This window comes from Nostoc sp. C110, from assembly GCF_043099725.1.
Lineage (GTDB): Bacteria > Cyanobacteriota > Cyanobacteriia > Cyanobacteriales > Nostocaceae > Nostoc > Nostoc muscorum_A.
On the sequence record NZ_CP171148.1, the window covers coordinates 5,524,081 to 5,543,495 of the forward strand.

Here is a 19,415-nt window from a genome sequence, read left to right on the forward strand (position 1 = left end):
GATTTTTGTCAAGATAACTTTGTCAGAAATCCCAATAATTTTTTAGTATTTGATGTCAAGAGTGTGCGGCGGTAAGCATCAGCTGCTTTTTTAATAGCTTCGGCTTGAGTGGGATAAGGATGAATTACACAGCTTAACTTACTCAAACCGAGCTTATTCACCATTGCTGTAGTTAATTCTGAGATCATCTCACCCGCGTGACTGGCGACAATAGTTGCACCAATTATTTCATCAGACCCCTTTTTATGGTGGATTTTGAGAAATCCTGATTCTTCACCATCTGCGATCGCTCGATCTACACTACTAAAAGGTATTTTAATTGTCGTCACCTCAATACCCAATTTCTGCGCCTCGTGTTCGTACATCCCCACGTGGGCAATTTCTGGGTCAGTATAAGTTACCCACGGCATCACCAAACTGCTGAGTTTCGAGCGTCCTAAGCCAAAGGGAGAGAACAGCGTATTTTTAATTACAATCCGCGCCGCAGCATCAGCAGCATGGGTAAACTTCCAGTTCATGCAGATATCGCCAGCCGCATAAATTTTGGGATTCGTCGTCTGGAGGTAATCATTTACCTTCACACCTTGGCGCTTGTCGTATTCTACACCCACAGCTTCTAAATTTAGATTTTCGACATTTGGCGATCGCCCCGCACCGACTAAAATTTCATCTACTGTCACCGAATCTCGATGACCATTGGAGGAAAAGTAAAGTCGTTTCCCCTCAGTAACAGTTACCACTTCTTCTAATTTGGAATTCAACACTACGCGAATTCCTTCCCTAATCAAAACCTTTTGCAGAACTTCAGCAGCTTCAGCGTCTTCTTTATTCAAAAGATGAGAACCGCTATGGAAAAGTACCACCTCAGAACCCAAGCGGCGGAAAGCTTGCGCCAATTCGCAACCAATGGGGCCGCCACCAATCACCGCTAAACGTTCCGGTCGTTGAATTAGGGAAAAAACCGTCTCATTCGTTAGATAACCCGCATTTTCAATTCCCGGAATCGATAGTTGTGCGGCTCTTGCGCCAGTAGCAATTACAGCTTTTTTAAACCGCAGGGTTTTACCGCCAACTTCCACAGTATTCTTACTCGCAAATCGACCGCTACCCAAAAAGACATCGACACCCAACTTTTGAAACCGCTCCGCCGAGTCGTTGTGGCTGATATCAGCCCTTATCCGCCGCATCCTTGCCATGACTTTGGGAAAATCCACATCTATATTATTATGTTGGGGAATATTAACTCCCAAGTTTTTAGCATCCCAGATTTCGCCAACTACACGGGCAGACCGAATAATAGTTTTAGATGGTACGCAACCAACATTTAAGCAATCTCCACCCATAAGATGCTTTTCAATTAACGCCACTTTTAAACCCAAATCTAGACCCGCAGCACCCGCCGCCACCACTAATCCCGCCGTACCAGCCCCAATTACTACCAAATCATAAACATCGGCAGGTTGAGGATTAACCCAATTTTGCGGATGCACGTAAGATACCAACTTTTGGTTATACTCATCCGTTGGGCGAACCGTGACTCTCTCTAAATCTGAATTGGTCATTGGCGAAACCTCTTTTAAGAATTGAAAATACTAAAGTCAACTACCTTTGGGAGGAATTGAAAATTAAGAATCCTGATAAATTTAGTTGGTTCAGTCTCTTGTTTTTTATGTTTGTTTAATAATAAATACAACCTTTGAATTGTTTTGTCCGTTTGGGAATTGACAGATACGATTAAAGTTTTCCTGTATAAACGTTTCAACAATCGATAATTTACAGCAATTTGCTGTTGAATAGCCCACAATAAAGTACCTACAATTCCTCTTCTAAAGCTTTACGTGCAATCCGGGTTATATAAACTGTAACGGCTACTGTCGCAATCAAACCCAAAATCCGAATTGCCCATTGTAAAGTTGGGTTAGTAGGTTGAGCTTCAGTACCAATCATGGCAAGATTACTTGCAAGGGAACCTATATAAACGTACATAATGGTTCCAGGAATCATCCCTACAGAGCCAATGAAATAATCTTTAAGTGAAACTCCCGTGATGCCAAAGGCATAATTTAATAAATTGAAAGGAAATATTGGCGAGAGTCGCGTTAGCAGGACAATTTTTAATCCTTCTCTGCCAACAGCTTGGTCAATAGCGGCAAATTTTTTGTTATCTGCAATTTTACCAGCAACCCAACCCCTTGCTAAATAACGTCCAACGAGAAAAGCAGCTGTAGCGCCAAGGGTTGCACCAATGAAGACGTACAAAGAACCCCAAACTACGCCAAATATAACGCCAGAACCCAAGGTGAGAATAGAACCAGGGAAAAAAGCAACGGTGGCGATAATGTAAAGGGCAATAAAAGCTATGGCTCCCAATGCACCCAGGCTATCAATCCACTGCAACGAATCCCGTAAAATGGTTTGAGGATTGAAATAATTTGGATTTGCAGATTCTTCTGCTAGAGCCGCGTCTGTGTTTAATGCGAAAGCACTCGCCAATATCAATAATATTAATACACCTAGGTTAAAAAGCTTCTGTAAGTTTCTGGCATCAATACTTTTAAATATCTGAATGATTGTTATTTTTGTCATGGGTTGTTATTTCTTCTAATGCCACACTTTGAGCTAATGCTTTTTGAGAAACTTTTGTGATATATACAGTCACAGCAACGGTAGCAATCAACCCAACTACTTGCATTATCCATTGCCAGACTTGAGTTTCTGGAGTAGTTGGTTGATGAGACGTGTTAATCATGGCAAGATTACCAGCTAAAGAACCAATATAAACGTACATCACAGTACCAGGAATAATGCCAAAGGAACCTAATATATAGTCTTTGAGAGAAACCTGTGTGACTCCAAAAGCATAATTTAATAAATTGAAGGGAAAAACGGGACAGAGACGAGTTAGAAAAACTATTTTCCATCCCTCTTTAGCAACTGCTAAATCAATTGCTTTAAATTTAGGATGTTTGTCCATTTGTCGAGAAACCCAATCTCGTGAAAGGTAGCGTCCAATAATAAAAGCTAAAGTTGCTCCGACTATTGCAGCAATTAGCACATATATTGACCCCCAAAATACTCCAAACAGACAACCACCTTTGAGTGTCAAGAGAGAACCCGGTATAAATAATAACGTTGCCAAGTTGTAAATGAATATATAAGCGATAGGCCCTAAAACTCCAAGACTCTCAACCCAAATGATTGATGTGTGTAAAAGTCCTTGAAAGTTTAATTGTTTAGCAGCAATTATTAAAGTGAAAATCAGGCAACTTAGGAGTAGTAGTTTGAGTTTAGAAGTTAATAAAGGTTTTTTCATTTTTATAAGTTTGACCTTCTGAGGCTCAAATTTGAAACCTAGATTTTAAATTCACTGCTCCTAAGATATAGTACCCAGATGAGAAACAGCTTAAATTCTTTTAAATTTTTCTCGGCGATACCAACAACGAATTCGCTCAGGTGAAACGCCGAGTAAATAAGCAATAATTACTATTTGATTAAGCAGCGTAGTTTTGAATACTCCCTTTTGCAACCATCTACGGGCTGAAGTAACAACAGGTGTAAGAATAATTACAATTCGTCCAATGGGTTTTAAGCGACGTATGAGTTCAAAGTCTTCCATGATAGGCAATTCAGGAAAACCACCAATTTGCTGAAATACTTCCTTGGTTAAAAAAATTGCTTGGTCGCCGTAGGGCATTTGGCAAAAATGCGATCGCACATTTACTCCCCACTCCACCCATCGTAAACTTAAAAGTGGGGCATCAATCCGCAACTTAAATGCACCAGCTACAATCCCAGGTTGTTCTAGCGCTGTGCGAATCATGTCATCAAACCCAGTCGGTAAACGGGTATCTGCATGAAGAAATAACAGAATCTCACCGCTAGCCGCTACAGCACCCGCGTTCATTTGCACAGCACGACCGGGAGATGATGAGATAACTTTGACATTTAAAGACTGAGCTATTTCTATGGTGTCATCTTTAGAGCCACCATCTACTATGATTACTTCTATATTTGTATTGGGTTGAGTAGTTACAATTGCTTCTTTGATATTCCCTGCTTCATTAAGAGTCGGAATAATAATAGAAATTCTAGCTGCGTCAATATTTTGACTCATAAATTATTATTTTATGTTACTGACGGATGGAAAGTTTACCCTCAGTTTATTGACCCTCCTAACGTCGCTACCGCTTCGCTATCGCAAAATACTATGTTATTCTAAGACCGTAGAAATATTAAAATACTCTATTCGATGATTACTTCACTACTTGAAGTATCGTTTTATATCGGTGTTTAATTAATTCATACCGCACTCAGCAACGTCGAAAAATCTTGCGATGCCTGCGGCGGGCGGAGCCATCGCTTCGTATACAAAAGCTTTAGAATTTAAAAATGGCAAAAGTTTTTGGAGAGTGACAAAAGCGGTTGATGGTGATTGTCATGCTTCTAAAATGCAGCATTTAGGTCATTTTCAAAAATACAGTATTTACGAGATTACCTGCGGAATCTGGATTTAAATAAATCTCCGTCTGAAAAAGTCTTTATAATTAACAACTCATCATGAAAACTAGTATTTTTCACCGCCTGTGCCACACCCTGACAAATGGTCGAATGGGGCTATTGTTGCTCGGTCGAAGGCGCGGCATCGGCGGATGGAGAAACTGAAACTTTGAGTTTTCTATGGAATGCTGGGACAATCGCCCTGCTTTACGGATTTAGAATTGCTCGGTTTCTTTTAATTAGGCGCTCTTACCCCATTTTGTCCCAATGCAGAATAGTCTCTGGGTGGGAAGAGGCTGGCTGCACTATTTACATCATACTTAAATCCTTGGACAGGAACTCTTTGCATGAACGTAATCCCTTGAGCGGGAGCGGGTGATATTCTTGCGTTTCTCCCATAAGCATCTGTATAGATTACTGAATTTGCAGAATTGCTAAATGCAAGACCAGAAAAGTGAGTTTCTCTCTGAGTTGTTCCTCGGAAGGGCGATCGCGGGTCGTCCCATTCTACTTTGCTACCAGCAGCTAATGTTTCTTCGCAAATTAAAGTTGTAGAAAGAGGATGCGCTGGGTCGTAGCAGCTATTCACAGTCCTATTGATCTTCGTTGTGGTAGACGGATCATAAAAACGGGAAGGATTTGTGACCTTAAAGTAAAAACTTTTTCCAGCAAAGCCAGTAAGCCAAGATTCAGTATTTCTTGAATTTACATCTGCCGTTTTTTGATCAACTGTCCCACGCTGGTAACAACCAGCAGTAGGAATGGCGCGATGGGCATCACCATAGGGTTGATTCATAGGGGAGGGAGGAATGCCAGGATTTACCGTTGATAAGTTACACAAAGAAGTTTCAGGTTCTTTAAATTCTCCGGCAGCACCAAACAAAGCAAAATGCTTTAAATTGAAGGGTTCAAGCCCATCACATTTACCAGACGCAAACATTTCATGGGCTGTATTTACTAGCGCATCCGGCGAATGTGTACCCATGTGCAGTTTTAAGCTCACGTCACAGGATTTAATTAAACTGCTGTTGCTGGCATTGGACATCTGCCAATTGTTGGCAACAAGAACCTTATGCCCAAAGTGATCTTCATTTCTATGAACAGATGGATTAGATGGATTATTAGTTGCTAGTTGCTCATTTACATAGCCAAAAGCTGGCATCCCTGCAATATTAAATACCTCTGAACTGAGCGGATCGTCGCCATGCTCGTGACCGTAGGTACAATACGTATTTGTTTCAGGGTTGAAATCTACAGGCGGATGCCATGTGGGGTAGACTTTGCTATCCTCGGCCTTGGTAAAATAAGTATCATGCATCCACTTGGGGCATTCCCATGTTTTGCCAGGAGACCACAGCCCATAGGATTTGGCCAGAATCTGAGAACTGTCTGGCAGTTGGTTTTGTGTTCGTATCGGTCTGCCAGAAATAGGAATAACAGGCGAACCTTGGTTTACATTATTGGATTGGATTTTTTGTATCTCGTCAATTTTTTGCTCTGTATCCTTTGCCCAGAAGGCAAACCAATTAAAGCGCATAGAACGGTTAGAGCCTGGAAACCTAATGACCAGGTTTTGTTTTCCTTTTGCAAGGCTCTTATTCAAAGGACACGGAACTGTACGATAGTTTGACAGAGAACCAGTGCTGTTGATAGTACAGCTCCCCACCACAGTGCCGCTAACTGAACCTAAGCGCACTTCAACGCTGTTTGTCCCAGAAGGTAAAGCGATACGCAGCATCAATGCCTCTACACCACTACCTAAGTCAAGGTTGTTGTATATTGCATAGTTACCATTGGCGGTGTTGGTTAGTTCCTGGGTTTGCTCTGTATACACAAGATCAAAAGGATTTTCGCTACGCTCCCAATAGTCTCCCCAGGCTGTGTTTAGTCCAGAACGAAACGATGAGTTGAGAGCATCTACACGCTTAAATACAGGCCAAGGTGCCGATGCGCTCGACGGAATAGTCAATGTGCTGGTAGCCGCCACAACCTTCAGTGGCTCCAAAACCGGAATATTTAATACATGATTAATGCCGGATAAACTCAGTAGTAACAGTAACGTAATAGCAGTGTGCAGAAAAAATCTGCTTAATTTAGGGTTCACATCATTTATCCTCTGAAATTAAACGGCGTTGCTGAATCAAAACAAAACATAAACAAACTAGCCGCAGTCAACAGGCTGCCAGTTACTACATCTACTAATGACTCTTGAAATATGTCAGAGCTAATAGATTAGAGATTGAACTAACAACTTCAGTATTTATTCGGGTGGAAAAATTTTGAAAATGTCGTTTTTTCAAAATGTGATGACTATCACTTTTCCATTAATTTAGGCTAGGCATCCTTCTTTCGTTACTACGCAGAGAGTATATCAGGGATCAAACCGTTCGAGAACCATATATAATTAATTTTGTAATTTTGTCTGATTATTTATAAGCTTAGATTCTGACCTATTTACAACGAAAAATGTCTTAAAGTACCATTGTCAGTTTAAATTTACGTTAAGAGTGCAATCTGCGATCGCCTGCTTGAAGCTTTTTGCATAGAGGCTTTGCCTGTTTTCAGATATGTCTTATTAAAGCTTTCGTTGCTTGATGGGTTGAGCCGGATTACCTGCATAAATGGTCATCGACTGTAGCGATTTTCCAGTAACTCCACCTAATGTTAGTACTGCTCCTCGACCAACAGTGACCCCTGGCCCAATTACAGACTTGGCAGCAATCCAACTACCCTCTTGAATATTGATTGGGGCAACAATTAATTTAAAATCGGGATGATTCCAGTCATGATTTCCGGTGCAGAGATAGACCATTTGAGATAGGCAAACATGGCTTTCAATGGTGACACAAGCGAGGTTATCTATCCATACATTTTCCCCAATCCAAACAAAATCACCAATGTCTAACCGCCAGGGAAATTTTACCCGCACTCCAGGTTTAATGCGGACACCTTGACCGACTGTAGCCCCAAAACTGCGGAGTACCCAAATCTTAAAAACTGAAAATGGTAGCCAATAACTTTCAACTAAGGGCGATCCAATAAAATACCAAAGAAGCTGCTTCCAGTATGGTGCTCCTGGAGTATAGTCGTTAACAGTATATTGATTTAGGCGCATACGGTGGTTAAATTTATCGAAATAGCATTCAGGAGCCAGAATTCAACATGAATTCTATACGACTGGCGGACTTTGACTTTGGTGTGACACTTCAACAAGGCTCAGTCGAACGCTGAATAGATGGTTTTAAGACCCCACCAAATCGTAGATTTAGTGGTCAACCTTTGTAGCTGTAGGTCTGAATCTCATATTGATGGTTACTGAGTGTATCGAAGTATTGTAAATATTTATAATATTGAAAATAAATTCTTAATAACTACTGACTAATTAAGTTTTAAATTTCTCAGCTTCTATAAGTCGAATGCTCAAGAGTATTTCTGCCAGAACACGCTGAAAAGCATAGTACCAACCATGCCAACCATCTAGAATACCGCCTTTGATAATCAAGCAATAAAATAAAATTATAAAAGGTGCAATAATTTTTTGTTTGCGGATGCGATCGCCTAAACTAAGTTCACTAGTAGGAGTCTCTAGTAATTTCTTTACTTCCAATACCATATAACGCTCCTGTGCCCATAACCAACGCTTTAGGGGTTTGCGATCATCGTGGTGAATATAGGCAGAAAGTGTTGCAGAGTTACCAAACATCTGCAAAAGTTGTGTGTGTCCATCATCGATGTACTTAGCCTTGCTTTTACGAAAAAGTACTTGACGAGGTGGAAGTATACAATTACGCATTGGTTTACCAAACACACAATACTGGAATCTGGCAAAATAGCCATCAATCTTTCCATCAATCGGTATAGTAGCAATTTCAGAAATTAACTCATTAGTTACTATATAGTCTGCATCTAGAGAAAGCACCCACGGCGACTGAACTTGCTCTAAACCATAATTCCATTGCCTAGCATGAGTCTCAAATTCCTGTTGGAATACATGAACTTGTGGGTAGGAGTTAAGAATTTCTAGAGTTTTATCACTACTATAGCTATCAATAACTATAATTTTCTCTGCCCAAGTGAGTTGCTGGAGTGTGCGTTCAATATTTGGGTCTTCATTATACGTGAGAATAAGAGGAGTAATCAGCTTTAGCATATCAAAAATAAATCTCTCAGAATCAGATCAATTACCGAGTAAAGTACTAGAACAAAGCATAGACTTCCAAAGAAAGGGAAATCTACCTGTAAACTTAAATTTAATGTTTGTAATTATATTCCAATATCATCTCCATCAGAGGTTTTATGAGATAAAGATAATGATGTGATTGATTGGAAGATTGATATTCGTATTGGTTAGTAATCTTTGAATTTATATGTTTAATCACCTATTATTTATCATTTATGTTAACGGGTAGTAGAAACAGTCTGACTTTCAATGATCTCAGTATAAACTGAGATTTGTTTTGATGCGATACGATCCCAAGTATAATTTTCTAATATAAATTTACGGGCGCGATCGCCTCGCTTTTGTGCTTCTTCGGGACAATCTAAAACCTGCTGTATAGCAGCCGCGATCGCAGTTATATCAAACTCTGCAACATAACCAAGATTTTCCTGTGCAACTAGATTAGCTAAAGCAACACCAGGAGTAACTATAACAGGAATACCCGCAGATAAAGCTTCTAATACTGCTACACCAAAGTTTTCCGAGTAAGAAGTCAGAGCAAATAAATCCGCTCCTTGCAGAAATAAATCTTTAATTTCTCCTTTAACAAATCCTGCAAGATGAGTACAGTTATGAATGTTGTTAATAGCAAGAAGAGATTGAATTTCACTTTCATAATTTGGATCGCCACTACCTGCTAAAACGAAAGTAAAGCGGTAATCAGATAGTTTACCTAAAGCTGGAATCAGGTAATCTAAACCTTTTTTAGGATGCAGGCGAGATAAAAATAAAACAATTGGTTCATCGGCTGGTAAATTTAAGTATTCCCGCAAATGCTGACGCGCGTTAGGGTTAATATTAGGAATATCAACACCGTGCGGTAAAATAAAACTTGGGGAACTTAGATTTAATTGCGAAGCTTCTTGTTGTTCTTGCTTTGAGGTAAAATGTATGGATTTACTAGAATTTAGATTGGCTTTTTCTATGAGTTGGAGATAAATTTGCTTTTTGCGAGAGCTTTGTTGTAAAGACCATTCACATAGCTGTCCTAAAGGGCGAACAATGTAAGGAACTCCTTGGAAACGAGCGATCGCCATTGCTACTGTAGAAGGATAGGAAAAAATAGCGTGGACGTGTAGTAAGTCATACTTAGAAACATTTTGCCACAACCATATAGTTAGCTCTCTAGAAAAGGCAAATTCTCTGATGGAGCCAACTTTAGGAGAAAAACGCTTAAAGAAATTTACTGGTACTTGGTTGTACTCAATACGCCTACCAAGGGGTACATCAAGCAAATCATTACCATTATCATTAGTAGTAACAATTTCTGCTTCAATATTTTCATCTCTTAATGCTTTAACTACCTCTATTACTGCTTGACTTGGGCCACCTCTTACTGATGCTATTGAAGGAATAATATGAAGAATTTTCATTTTTATCCAAAATTGTGAGGTTTTTAACTATTAATCTAACTTTTTTTGGCAGTCCTCACGAGTTACCTTTAAAATTGAACAACTTTTTAGGCATAAGTTCGCTCTAGCCAATGTTGTAACATCATCAAACTCCAGTGCCGATACCAATGAGTAAGAGAAATATTATCGGGAACCTTTACATTATTAAAATGATTTTGTAAATCCCCAGAAATCCACTTATCAACGGGAACATAAAATCCTTTTTTGGGACGGTTAACAACCCATTCTGGCAATTCAGGAACTGATTGAATTAATAGTTTTTTACCAATTGCTAAACGCATATTACTAGGAATAGAAGCTACTGCCTCAAATAGATGACGATCAACTAGGGGAACCCGTAATTCTAATCCCCAGTTCATGCTCATTACATCACTATCCCTTAACAGTTGATTACGCATATAGCAGGTTATTTCTAACAAACTTACTTCATCTTCTATTGTCATATCTGCTTTATGAGTATCGGCTGATGGAAAGATATAAGTAGTTAAAGGTTGATGAGGAATATACTGCTGCATAATTGCACATGCTTCTTGGTGAGAGAAAATTCCTCTGAAAGTAGAATAGGCAGATGCAGAACTTGGAGGCTGTTCCAAAAAATCACCCAGGCGTTTTAGTTTTGGTGATTTTCCCCAACGCGATAATCCTTTACCTATATTCTTTCCTAGAACAGGAATTGTTTGCAATGTTTTACCCCATGCTAGCATCTGGGGAATTTTTTCAAATGATTTATATCCACCAAAAATTTCGTCTCCACCTAGCCCAGATAGGACTACTTTCATGCCGTCTTCGTGGGCAATCTGTGATACAAAAAAAGTATTAAATCCATCAATACTGGGCTGATCAATAGCTTGTAGGAATTCAGGAAAGAACTGTTTGGCAATAGAGGCCGTAACTTTATATTCTGTGTGTTTTGCTCCAAATAAATTGGCAATTTTTTTTGCAACTTCGCCTTCATTCCATTGGGTTTCTTCAAAAGCTATAGAGTATGTAGATATCTGTTTATTCTGCACCTTTGTAGCTAGAGCTAGAATAGCTGTAGAGTCAATTCCACCACTAAGAAAAATGCCAACAGGCACGTCACTTACCAAATGATGTTCGATTGTATCAACTAAAGCATTACGAACTTTTTCTTGGGCTTCTATTGGTGAAATTGCTTGTGGAGTAAAGTTAATTTGCCAATACTGTTGTTTTGTGACACGATCGCCTTGCCAATACAACCAATGACCAGCCGTTAAACAATGAATATCTGCAATCAGGGTATATGGTTCTGGAACTGAACCATATACCAGATAGCCATATAATCCTTCTGGACTCAAGTTAAGGGCAGGTAAACGAGATGCAAGGATAGCTTTTAGCTCTGAAGCAAAGACTAAAGTAGAACCAGATGACCAATAGTATAATGGCTTGATTCCTAAAGGATCACGAGCCATAAAGCAGGTTTTTTCCCAGTCATCCCAAATAGCAAAAGCAAACATACCTCTTAAATGTTCTAAACAATTAGAACCCATTCTTTGATAGAGCTTGAGGATAACTTCTGTATCTGTTTGGGACTGGAACTGCTCTCCTTGAGAAATGAGATTTTGCCGCAGTTGTGAAAAGTTATAAATTTCACCATTGAAAGTAATCCAGTACCGACCATCAGGTGTAGACATTGGCTGATGTCCAGCAGGGCTGAGATCCAAAATTGACAGACGAGTGTGAGCAAGGGCTACTCGTCGATCCTCTGATATATAAGTACCTAAATCATCTGGGCCACGGTGCTTAATAGCATTTTGCATCTTCAGCACTAAATTTTCCAGATCATGATTTATTTCTGTTTTAGTTAAAATTCCGGCAATACCACACATTTAAGACCTCTTAAGAAATACAGATATAAATATGAAAATTAATAGTAGATTAGCTTAATTTAGCGGTAAAGAATCTACAATCTTTCTTGACGCTAGCTACTCTTTGTACGACAGAGGTACTTATAGATTCGCGTAAAGTTTCTTAGAAAAGCAAGCTCTGGAAAGAAGTTTTTGAATCTTGAAACTTTTAGGAAACTTGATTCTTTTCCTTAAGGCATAACGAATGATGTTCTTTGGAAGCTCACCTTAAATTACCATCATTTACTTTCTTTTATACAAAATTCATTCTATTCCACAGCAAAGACACAATATCAAGTCTGGGAAAACTGCTTTTCTAAGTAATAATTAAGGCGTTGTTGAAAGCGTTCAAAACCAAATTTATCAATTACCCGCTTTCTTAATTCTTCGGGTTGATATATTAGAGGGTTAGGATATTTACCTTGGAGGATTTGAGTTATAGCTTCAGCGATCGCCTCGACATCATCAGGGTCAATCAGTGCGCCTAATTCTCCTTGACATAGAGCATCAACACTTCCATCTTTATTCCCTGCCAAAGTAGGTTTACCACACGCTAGTGCTTCTAGGTAAACAATACCAAACCCTTCACCTCTACTTGGCATGGCAAACAGATCGCAAAGATTATAATAATCTCCCAGTTCTCGGTCAGGAACATAGCCAGTTAAGGTTACACAATCTTGAAGTTGAGACTCGGCAATTAACCGTTCAACTGCTGGTCGGTCAGTTCCTTTACCGACTATAACATAGTGTACATTTGGGATAGCTTGACGAATTTGGGGTAAGACGCTAAGGATTTTATTATAGCCTTTGTATTGCTCTGATTGAGAAAGCCGAGCCACAGTAAGAATAATTGGTTGTTGTGCATTTAAGCCATATCGTTGGAGGAGATAATCTGGTTTGGGTGCAATTCTAAAGCGATTGGGAGTGAAAGTATTAGGCAGGACGACAACTTGATCTGGCTGGAGATTTTGTTCTTTGAGTAGGCGATCGCGAGTGTAATTACTAACGGCTAGAATTAAGTCAGCATTCTTGAGGGCTTTTTTAAGGGTGGGATTTTGGATGTCCCAGGCTTCGATTCCATGCGCTGCAACCCAGTAGGGAATGCCAATTAATCGTTTCAATAGGTACGCTATCACACTAAAGTTGAGATGAGTAGAAAAGATGAGTTTTGGTCGTTGCCAAAGACCAAGACCAATCATTTGCGCTGCAAGTATTGGAGTACGTAGGGATAAAGGCCAATTACCAGTTGCATGAAAACACAAATTAGGTGACTTGGATGGCACATCTGTATCGTGCTTAATTACAATATCGTAAGCACAATCGGGGTAGAGACTTTCAAATGCTTTTAAACACAAAGAAGAGTAACATTCAATTCCACCTGTTGAGTTGAATAGGCCAGGAAACCAGAGATGATAATGGTACTTGTTGTTTTTATCCACTTTCTATTATTGACTATTAGCAAATTAACGCTAGGAAACTTTCATATTTTTATATGAAGTTTTTATCTATTTAGCCAGAACTTCGCTTTGCTTGGGACGACATACATAATCAAGCGCCTGTTTCAAACCCTTGCTTGCATTAGCATAGCTGTATTGAGACACAATTTTTTGGCTTTCCTCTCCCCAGCGCCGCAAACGCTGGCGATCAGAAAATGCTTCTTGCAGGCTACTGACTAAAGCTGACACATTACCAGCCGGAAATACAAGGCCATTGTGTTGGTGATGAATCAAATCTCCAGCACAACCTACATGATTGCTCACAACAACTGGGCGAGATAGGCACATTGCTTCGTTAATTGCCAGTCCCCAAGTTTCTGAAGCGCCGTAACTGGGCAACACAACTAAATCAGCAATAGCATAGGTGCGAGGCATCAAGCTTTGATTTTGAAAAGGAGCAAAATAGATATTTGAATGGTGCGCAGCTGCGGTTTTTAAATCTGCTTCTAAAGAACCTGCACCGACAAATAGCAGCGATACTTGAGACAGGTTTGCTGCCAAAAAAGCTTGCAGTAAATCCAAAGGACGTTTTTTGGATTCAAATTTACCTGCAAATAGAATCACTGCATGATCCGATGGGATACCCAATTCTTGCTTCCATATAGTTGCCTGGTGTTTGGCGCTCTCAGCTTGAGTAAAAAAGCGATCGTTATCAACAGCATGGGGAGCAAAAAATAGATGATTACTGGGTACACCATGATATTGAAAGTAGCCATAATTAGCTTTACCTACATAAAGGCAAGCAGCAAAGCGGCGATAAATCTGGGTAATAAACTGCTGACGTGCCCATGCTTTAATTCCAGTAGGCTGTAGTAGTCGATGGGAATCACCTCTAAATAGCAACGGTATCTCAGATGAATTCCATTTCCAGAGAAATTTATAGATGCTAGCGTAGTTGTAGGTCATCAAGAAGACTGCATCAGGATTATAAGCTTTCACTTGTGAGATTAAAGATGGATTTTGTAACCCCCAAAAATGATGAACTCCTGGTTTATAACTAACATTTGGTACAAACTCGTATTGATATCCATCTAAGAGGGGAATATCCCACTGTAGGGCTTGCTGGAAGCCTGTATCAATCTGATGTGTAACACCGAAGTTCCACAAGTAAAATACCTTAATCTGCAAATCACCAGCACTAGCCAGGTAACGAAACCAAGGTGCGTAGTATTGTATTGGGTGAGATGTGATAATTGCCAGTTTTATCGTATTCATAATTTAATTCATTTGTCCCCCCTGAAAAGCATGTCGTGAAACCCGCTGCTTTTTCATCAAAACTAACGAAATACCAGCAATTGTTGTGCTTGATTGAAATAAAGCAGCAACATATACCCCGGCAGAAAATTCAGATTGGAAGGAGTATGACATCATCAGTACAGCAAACAGAGACTGGAATGATAAAATTGGAGCATTCATACTCCAACGAGTTGCTTTTCCATAAGCTGCACCGAAAATAATAGCCAGTCCTCCACAGCCAATTAATCCAAAATTGGCATAGGATTCAGCTAGCAAACCCCAGCCAATAGTAGTTTTCACACTTTGTTCGTATGTCTGTAGTTTATAGTGTACGTTTAAAATGCTTGTACCTTCGTGAGACCTGATTTTATTAGAGTTTAATATGCGAGGGACTAAAAGTTCTGGTAATATTGCATAGGTCGCTCCGTATAAATAAGGTATTCTATCGGGACTCTTTTCCTGAGCTAAAAGTAGCATTTGGATTACACTAGAACGTTCGACAAAAGAAGCTTTTTCTTCGGAATTACTAGGTAAATTATCTTCACTCTTATTTCTATTTATATAAGTTAGTGAATAGCCTATCCATTCAGAATACCAAGCAGGATAATTCCAGGGTTGAACATAATAAGAGCTATTTTTAGCAAACCAATACTTCGATCTCATCTCGGATTTGCCATAGTGCAAAAAATTCAATAGAACCAGAAGAATTATAATTGATATTATAGGTAGTTTTTTCCGAGAAATAACAAAGGAAATTATAGCGAGCAAAGCGATACTAGAAGCAGAAACAAGCAGCAATGTAACTGTACTTGTCACTAAATTGGCAATTAGAAATAATATAAACAATCTAGCCTGTAATTTTGATAATTCTTTTTTTCCTAATTGATAAGAAAGGACAAAAACACCTAGTGCGGTTAATCCTAAAATCGTACCGCGCACTACAGCAATTGTTCCTGCATTAATAGATTCAAGCCAGCCAGCATTACTATATACATTAAATAAAACACTGGTTATCAATATAAATAAAAAAAAGTTAATGCCCTTACGAATATTCAAACTCCGATAAAATTTAGGCATTGGAGGAATAGATTTGACAAATCGGAACCAGACTAAGGTTCCTAGCCCTAGAAACCCAGTGACCGTCAGACTAGCAAACAAATGGCTACTGGGAGAGTAAGTAATAACGGTTGGATGATTACTGACAAGTGGTAAGGCATAAGTCCAAAGGAAAGTGAGAGCAAAAAATGGGAAGATAGGCATTCCATGAGCGCGACCTGAACACCAAAGATAGCTAGGTACTAGAGAAGCAATAGTAATCAATACTGCTCCAGCTTTGCTAAGTATAGAGGTATTTTCATTGAAGAAGATTTCAAAAGTAAAAAGCCCTAAAGCGATTATCCAAAATACTCTCAATAGCTGATCTTGTTTCTTCTTTGGGGGGCGAGGAAAGTATTCCCAAGGCTGAGGATTAGACTCAAAGTATCCGTTCATAATGATTTGTTAATTTTGGCAGTAGTAAGACAATTGTCAAATATAGTACACTGCTTTTTAGTCATTTCTCTAGCGGTATAAGCTTGAAAAGCAGACCAGTTAGTTTCTGGTTCATAACCTTTTGGGATAGATAATAACCAATTGAGCTGGTCAACTATCTTGAGGAGCAAATCTTCTGGTTTGTTTTGGGAAGTGAAGGTTACAGATTTACCAGCTTGGCAACTCTGTAATATATTGACTACAGAACTTTGCTGGTGAAAAATGGCCAGAACAGGTTTGCGGGCTAGAATGCAAGGATAGAGTTTAGAAGCGGTATAGTCTGGGTCATCAGAACCAATCATTAGAATAGCATCGCTATCGACAAGAACTTGTAGGGCTTCAAAGTAAGGAATACGATGGACATGTTCTCGAACTAAGTCGGCAACACCTAATTCTTGAGCAATCGGCTCTACGGTTTTGACAGCGCGATTTCCTGGTGCATAACTAGTACCTACAAAATGTAATTCAACTGCTTGCCATTTTTCAGGGTGATGGCGACGCTCTGACTGGATGCCGAGAAATAGAGTCCGCAGTGCCAAAGCCATATCATTACCACCTCGACCTACGTAAACCCAATGACGTTTACCATCATGAGGATTAAATATTTTTTGTTGAATATTGAGGTAGGGTAGTTGCTCAAAATCAGGCTCAGGCGCACCAAAGGGTAAAACAGTAAATTGTTCTGAAAGCAAATGTGGATATCGCTGTTGTAGAGTTTTTGGATAGGCTGGTGATACGCTAATTACGTGACTGACTTTGCTCATAGCTCTGGGTTCGAGCAGTTTTGCTTGGAGTTGAGAAAACCCATATTTCCAGCGTCCCCCTGGTGGAGGTGTGTTTGTCTGTTTGTAGTAATCGCTTAACCAGGGATCTTGAAAGTCCAAGACGTAAGGTATGCGAAAGCGGCGATACCATCGGGTACCCAGAGCCATTGTGATAAATACAGTTGTTGAAAAGTATATTAAATCAAATTTTGTTTGCTGAAGTAAGCGATCGCCAGCTTTGAGTAAATAGGGAAAACTTCGTATACCCAGGCTACCTAGGCCAATACGCTGAGTTTGTTGCAGAGGTAATGCCTTTGTATAAGTTACAGGGATGCGATCGGGAATTGTTTTTGCTAGTAGAGAGTCTTCAATACCTGCAACATAGTCTGGTTGAACCGTGAGAACGTGCGCTTCCCAACCAAATTGTTCCATGTAGGGTAGAGACATTCTTACCCGTTGATGATCGGGGGCATTAATGGGCGGGAAGTGGGGACTGATGATTAAAACTTTACGCTTTAAACTAGGATACATTGCATATTACAATTTAATTAGGCAGGAAAAGTCCGTTAGTATGACTTGGCAATTGACTTGGAGAATATATTTTACCTCGTGAGTCAAACAGGTAACAGCTATAGCCAAACTGAGTAAGATAATCTCGAATTCGCTGCCCATTTTCATCTATCATCTCTGCGTAAATAGCTTTTATCCGTTGCTCCTTTAAAAAAGCTTCTGCACCTTGTAAGGCTGAAATTTCATAACCTTCTACATCCAACTTCCACAAATCTACTGTTGTAATAGAACGTGCAGCTAATTCGTCTTCTAGACGTACTATCTGAATTTTTTCACCTTCAGTTTCAGATATTTGGCTCCAAGCACCATGTCCCAAGCTATCTCCAATATGGTTGAGACGTAATTGAGCCAGAGATGCACCAAGTCCTGCCTTAATTATTTCTACGGGCAGTGTGGTGTTAATTGCTAAACATTCTTTTAGCCAGTTGCCTGCTTCAGTACCGGGTTCAAATGCTAGTATTTTACCTTGCGGTAGCCACTGAGCTAAGTACATTAACATTTGGCCGATATTTGCACCTGAGTCTACAACAATACCATCGCTAGGGAGAAATTTTTTCGCCCAGTTTAGAAATGCTGCTCCTTCATATTTGCCATAAACAATCCAGCGATGGGTGGAATTTGTCAAATCAAGCTTCCAGGGAATTCCTGCTCCGGTTTCCACCCAACAAATGCCTTTTAATGCGATCGCCTCACCAAACAATCGTTCGCAAATTCCCAATTTATGTTTAAAATCCAGCGCTTGTATCCAAGTTAGAGGTAAAGGTAAAGAAATTGTTTCTATGCTCATCTTCTTTTAACTAAAACAAAAGGTTATGATAAAGTTTTTCGTACTGATCTAAAATAACAGAAGCTGAAAAATGTTTTTCAGCCCGTTGACGACATTGATAACGATCAATATTTAGTAATTGGTTAACAGCAACAACTGCTTCGTCAATACTGTTAATTAAGTAACCGTCAATACCTTGACGCACAATCTCTGGCAATGCACCTCTAGGACATGAAATTACCGGAGTACCACAAGCCAAGGCTTCAGCAAAGACAATACCAAAAGGTTCTTCCCATTCAATTGGTACAATCATGGCAGCAGCTTGTCCCAACAGATCATTTTTCTGAGCATCGTTGACAGGCCCAACATACTCAATTCCATCTTTTCCTAGTTGAGGGAGAATTTGTTGTTGCCAGTATTGACCTGCTTCCCCAGTTGTGGCATGATTACCAGCAATGATTAAGCTGCGTCCGGTTTTTTTAGCAATAGCGATCGCATTATGCGCTCCTTTAATCTGCTCTACTCTGCCGAGAAATACCAGTGGTGCATCGGGAGCTACCTGTGGTTGGAAAGTGTATTTTTCTAGTTCCACACAGTTGTGGATGGTATGCCAAACTCCCCCGGCAGTTTGTCCGATGCTACAAATATAATCACTACAACCTGTAAAGGTCAGAGAACCCTTAGCAAGCTTTGTACCCCAGCGAGTGGTGCGATGGTTGGGATCTCGCTGATAAGACATCACCTTGGGAAGGCTAGATGGTAACAGAGGTAATAAATAGAGGATGCGAGAGAAACTATGGATAATGTCGGGCTGAAACTTCTTTACTGCTGACCCTAGGGTGATTGTATTCTGCAACGCATCAAATTTGTTTTGCGATCGCTTCCCCGGCCAAGGAAATAATTGAGTTACTTTTGAGGTTGAGTCAGGGTGAGCAACTAGTCCCACGGTGTTACCACGAGTTTGTAATCCTGTAACCAATAAATCAACAATGCGCTCAATACCACCATACAATTTTGGTGGTACTGGTAGTTCAGGATCGGCAGTGAGTAGAATACGCAT

At 39.8% G+C, this 19,415-nt stretch carries 16 protein-coding genes; 1 reads left to right on the forward strand and 15 read right to left on the reverse strand.

All coding sequences use genetic code 11. From position 1 onward, the window contains the following. Positions 1-8 precede the first annotated feature (8 nt). The 4 genes from ACFFRD_RS28690 to ACFFRD_RS28705 form a co-directional block, all read right to left on the reverse strand. Positions 9-1,562 carry a mercuric reductase gene (locus ACFFRD_RS28690; protein ID WP_392479040.1) on the reverse strand — a complete coding sequence of 518 codons (1,554 nt, stop codon included), beginning with the start codon at positions 1,560-1,562 and terminating at the stop codon, positions 9-11. A gap of 250 nt (positions 1,563-1,812) precedes the next feature. Beyond that, positions 1,813-2,586: a TVP38/TMEM64 family protein gene (locus tag ACFFRD_RS28695; RefSeq protein WP_392479042.1), complete on the reverse strand. Its 774-nt coding sequence runs from the start codon at positions 2,584-2,586 to the stop codon at positions 1,813-1,815. Then, positions 2,555-3,313: a TVP38/TMEM64 family protein gene (locus ACFFRD_RS28700; RefSeq protein ID WP_114081623.1), complete on the reverse strand. Its 759-nt coding sequence runs from the start codon at positions 3,311-3,313 to the stop codon at positions 2,555-2,557. The genes ACFFRD_RS28695 and ACFFRD_RS28700 overlap by 32 nt, the downstream gene beginning before the upstream one ends. Positions 3,314-3,403: 90 nt before the next feature. After that, complete coding sequence (locus tag ACFFRD_RS28705) at positions 3,404-4,114, reverse strand: TIGR04283 family arsenosugar biosynthesis glycosyltransferase (protein WP_392479043.1); 711 nt, start codon at positions 4,112-4,114, stop codon at positions 3,404-3,406. Positions 4,115-4,334: 220 nt separating this feature from the next. On the opposite strand from ACFFRD_RS28705, the gene ACFFRD_RS28710 reads away from it, so the two are divergent. Continuing rightward, on the forward strand, positions 4,335-4,514 hold the full coding sequence (locus ACFFRD_RS28710) for a hypothetical protein (RefSeq protein WP_114081625.1): 180 nt from the start codon (positions 4,335-4,337) through the stop codon (positions 4,512-4,514). 218 nt (positions 4,515-4,732) lie between these two features. Here ACFFRD_RS28710 and ACFFRD_RS28715 read toward each other — a convergent pair whose 3' ends face one another. The 11 genes from ACFFRD_RS28715 to ACFFRD_RS28765 form a co-directional block, all read right to left on the reverse strand. Then, the gene (locus ACFFRD_RS28715; RefSeq protein WP_392479044.1) at positions 4,733-6,601 is read right to left on the reverse strand and encodes a carbohydrate-binding protein; all 1,869 of its coding nucleotides are present in this window, start codon (positions 6,599-6,601) and stop codon (positions 4,733-4,735) included. Between the two features lie 471 nt (positions 6,602-7,072). After that, entirely contained in the window at positions 7,073-7,612 is a 540-nt protein-coding gene (locus ACFFRD_RS28720; protein ID WP_392479046.1) for a WcaF family extracellular polysaccharide biosynthesis acetyltransferase, read from the reverse strand. 267 nt (positions 7,613-7,879) lie between these two features. Further along, positions 7,880-8,647 carry a glycosyltransferase family 2 protein gene (locus tag ACFFRD_RS28725; RefSeq protein ID WP_392479047.1) on the reverse strand — a complete coding sequence of 256 codons (768 nt, stop codon included), beginning with the start codon at positions 8,645-8,647 and terminating at the stop codon, positions 7,880-7,882. A gap of 248 nt (positions 8,648-8,895) precedes the next feature. Beyond that, positions 8,896-10,089: a glycosyltransferase gene (locus ACFFRD_RS28730; protein WP_392479049.1), complete on the reverse strand. Its 1,194-nt coding sequence runs from the start codon at positions 10,087-10,089 to the stop codon at positions 8,896-8,898. An 86-nt stretch (positions 10,090-10,175) separates the two neighbouring features. Then, the gene (asnB, locus tag ACFFRD_RS28735) at positions 10,176-11,975 is read right to left on the reverse strand and encodes an asparagine synthase (glutamine-hydrolyzing) (RefSeq protein ID WP_392479051.1); all 1,800 of its coding nucleotides are present in this window, start codon (positions 11,973-11,975) and stop codon (positions 10,176-10,178) included. Between the two features lie 311 nt (positions 11,976-12,286). Further along, entirely contained in the window at positions 12,287-13,432 is a 1,146-nt protein-coding gene (locus ACFFRD_RS28740; protein ID WP_392479052.1) for a glycosyltransferase, read from the reverse strand. Positions 13,433-13,498: 66 nt separating this feature from the next. Beyond that, on the reverse strand, positions 13,499-14,704 hold the full coding sequence (locus ACFFRD_RS28745) for a glycosyltransferase family 4 protein (RefSeq protein WP_392479053.1): 1,206 nt from the start codon (positions 14,702-14,704) through the stop codon (positions 13,499-13,501). A 3-nt stretch (positions 14,705-14,707) separates the two neighbouring features. Continuing rightward, positions 14,708-16,216 (reverse strand): hypothetical protein, encoded by a 1,509-nt coding sequence (locus ACFFRD_RS28750; protein ID WP_392479055.1) that lies wholly within the window; start codon positions 16,214-16,216, stop codon positions 14,708-14,710. After that, complete coding sequence (locus ACFFRD_RS28755; protein WP_392479057.1) at positions 16,213-17,550, reverse strand: glycosyltransferase; 1,338 nt, start codon at positions 17,548-17,550, stop codon at positions 16,213-16,215. The genes ACFFRD_RS28750 and ACFFRD_RS28755 overlap by 4 nt, the downstream gene beginning before the upstream one ends. A 13-nt stretch (positions 17,551-17,563) precedes the next feature. Further along, positions 17,564-18,376, reverse strand: a complete 813-nt coding sequence (locus tag ACFFRD_RS28760; protein WP_114081635.1) for an FkbM family methyltransferase — start codon at positions 18,374-18,376, stop codon at positions 17,564-17,566. A 10-nt stretch (positions 18,377-18,386) separates the two neighbouring features. Further along, entirely contained in the window at positions 18,387-19,415 is a 1,029-nt protein-coding gene (locus tag ACFFRD_RS28765; protein ID WP_392479058.1) for a glycosyltransferase, read from the reverse strand.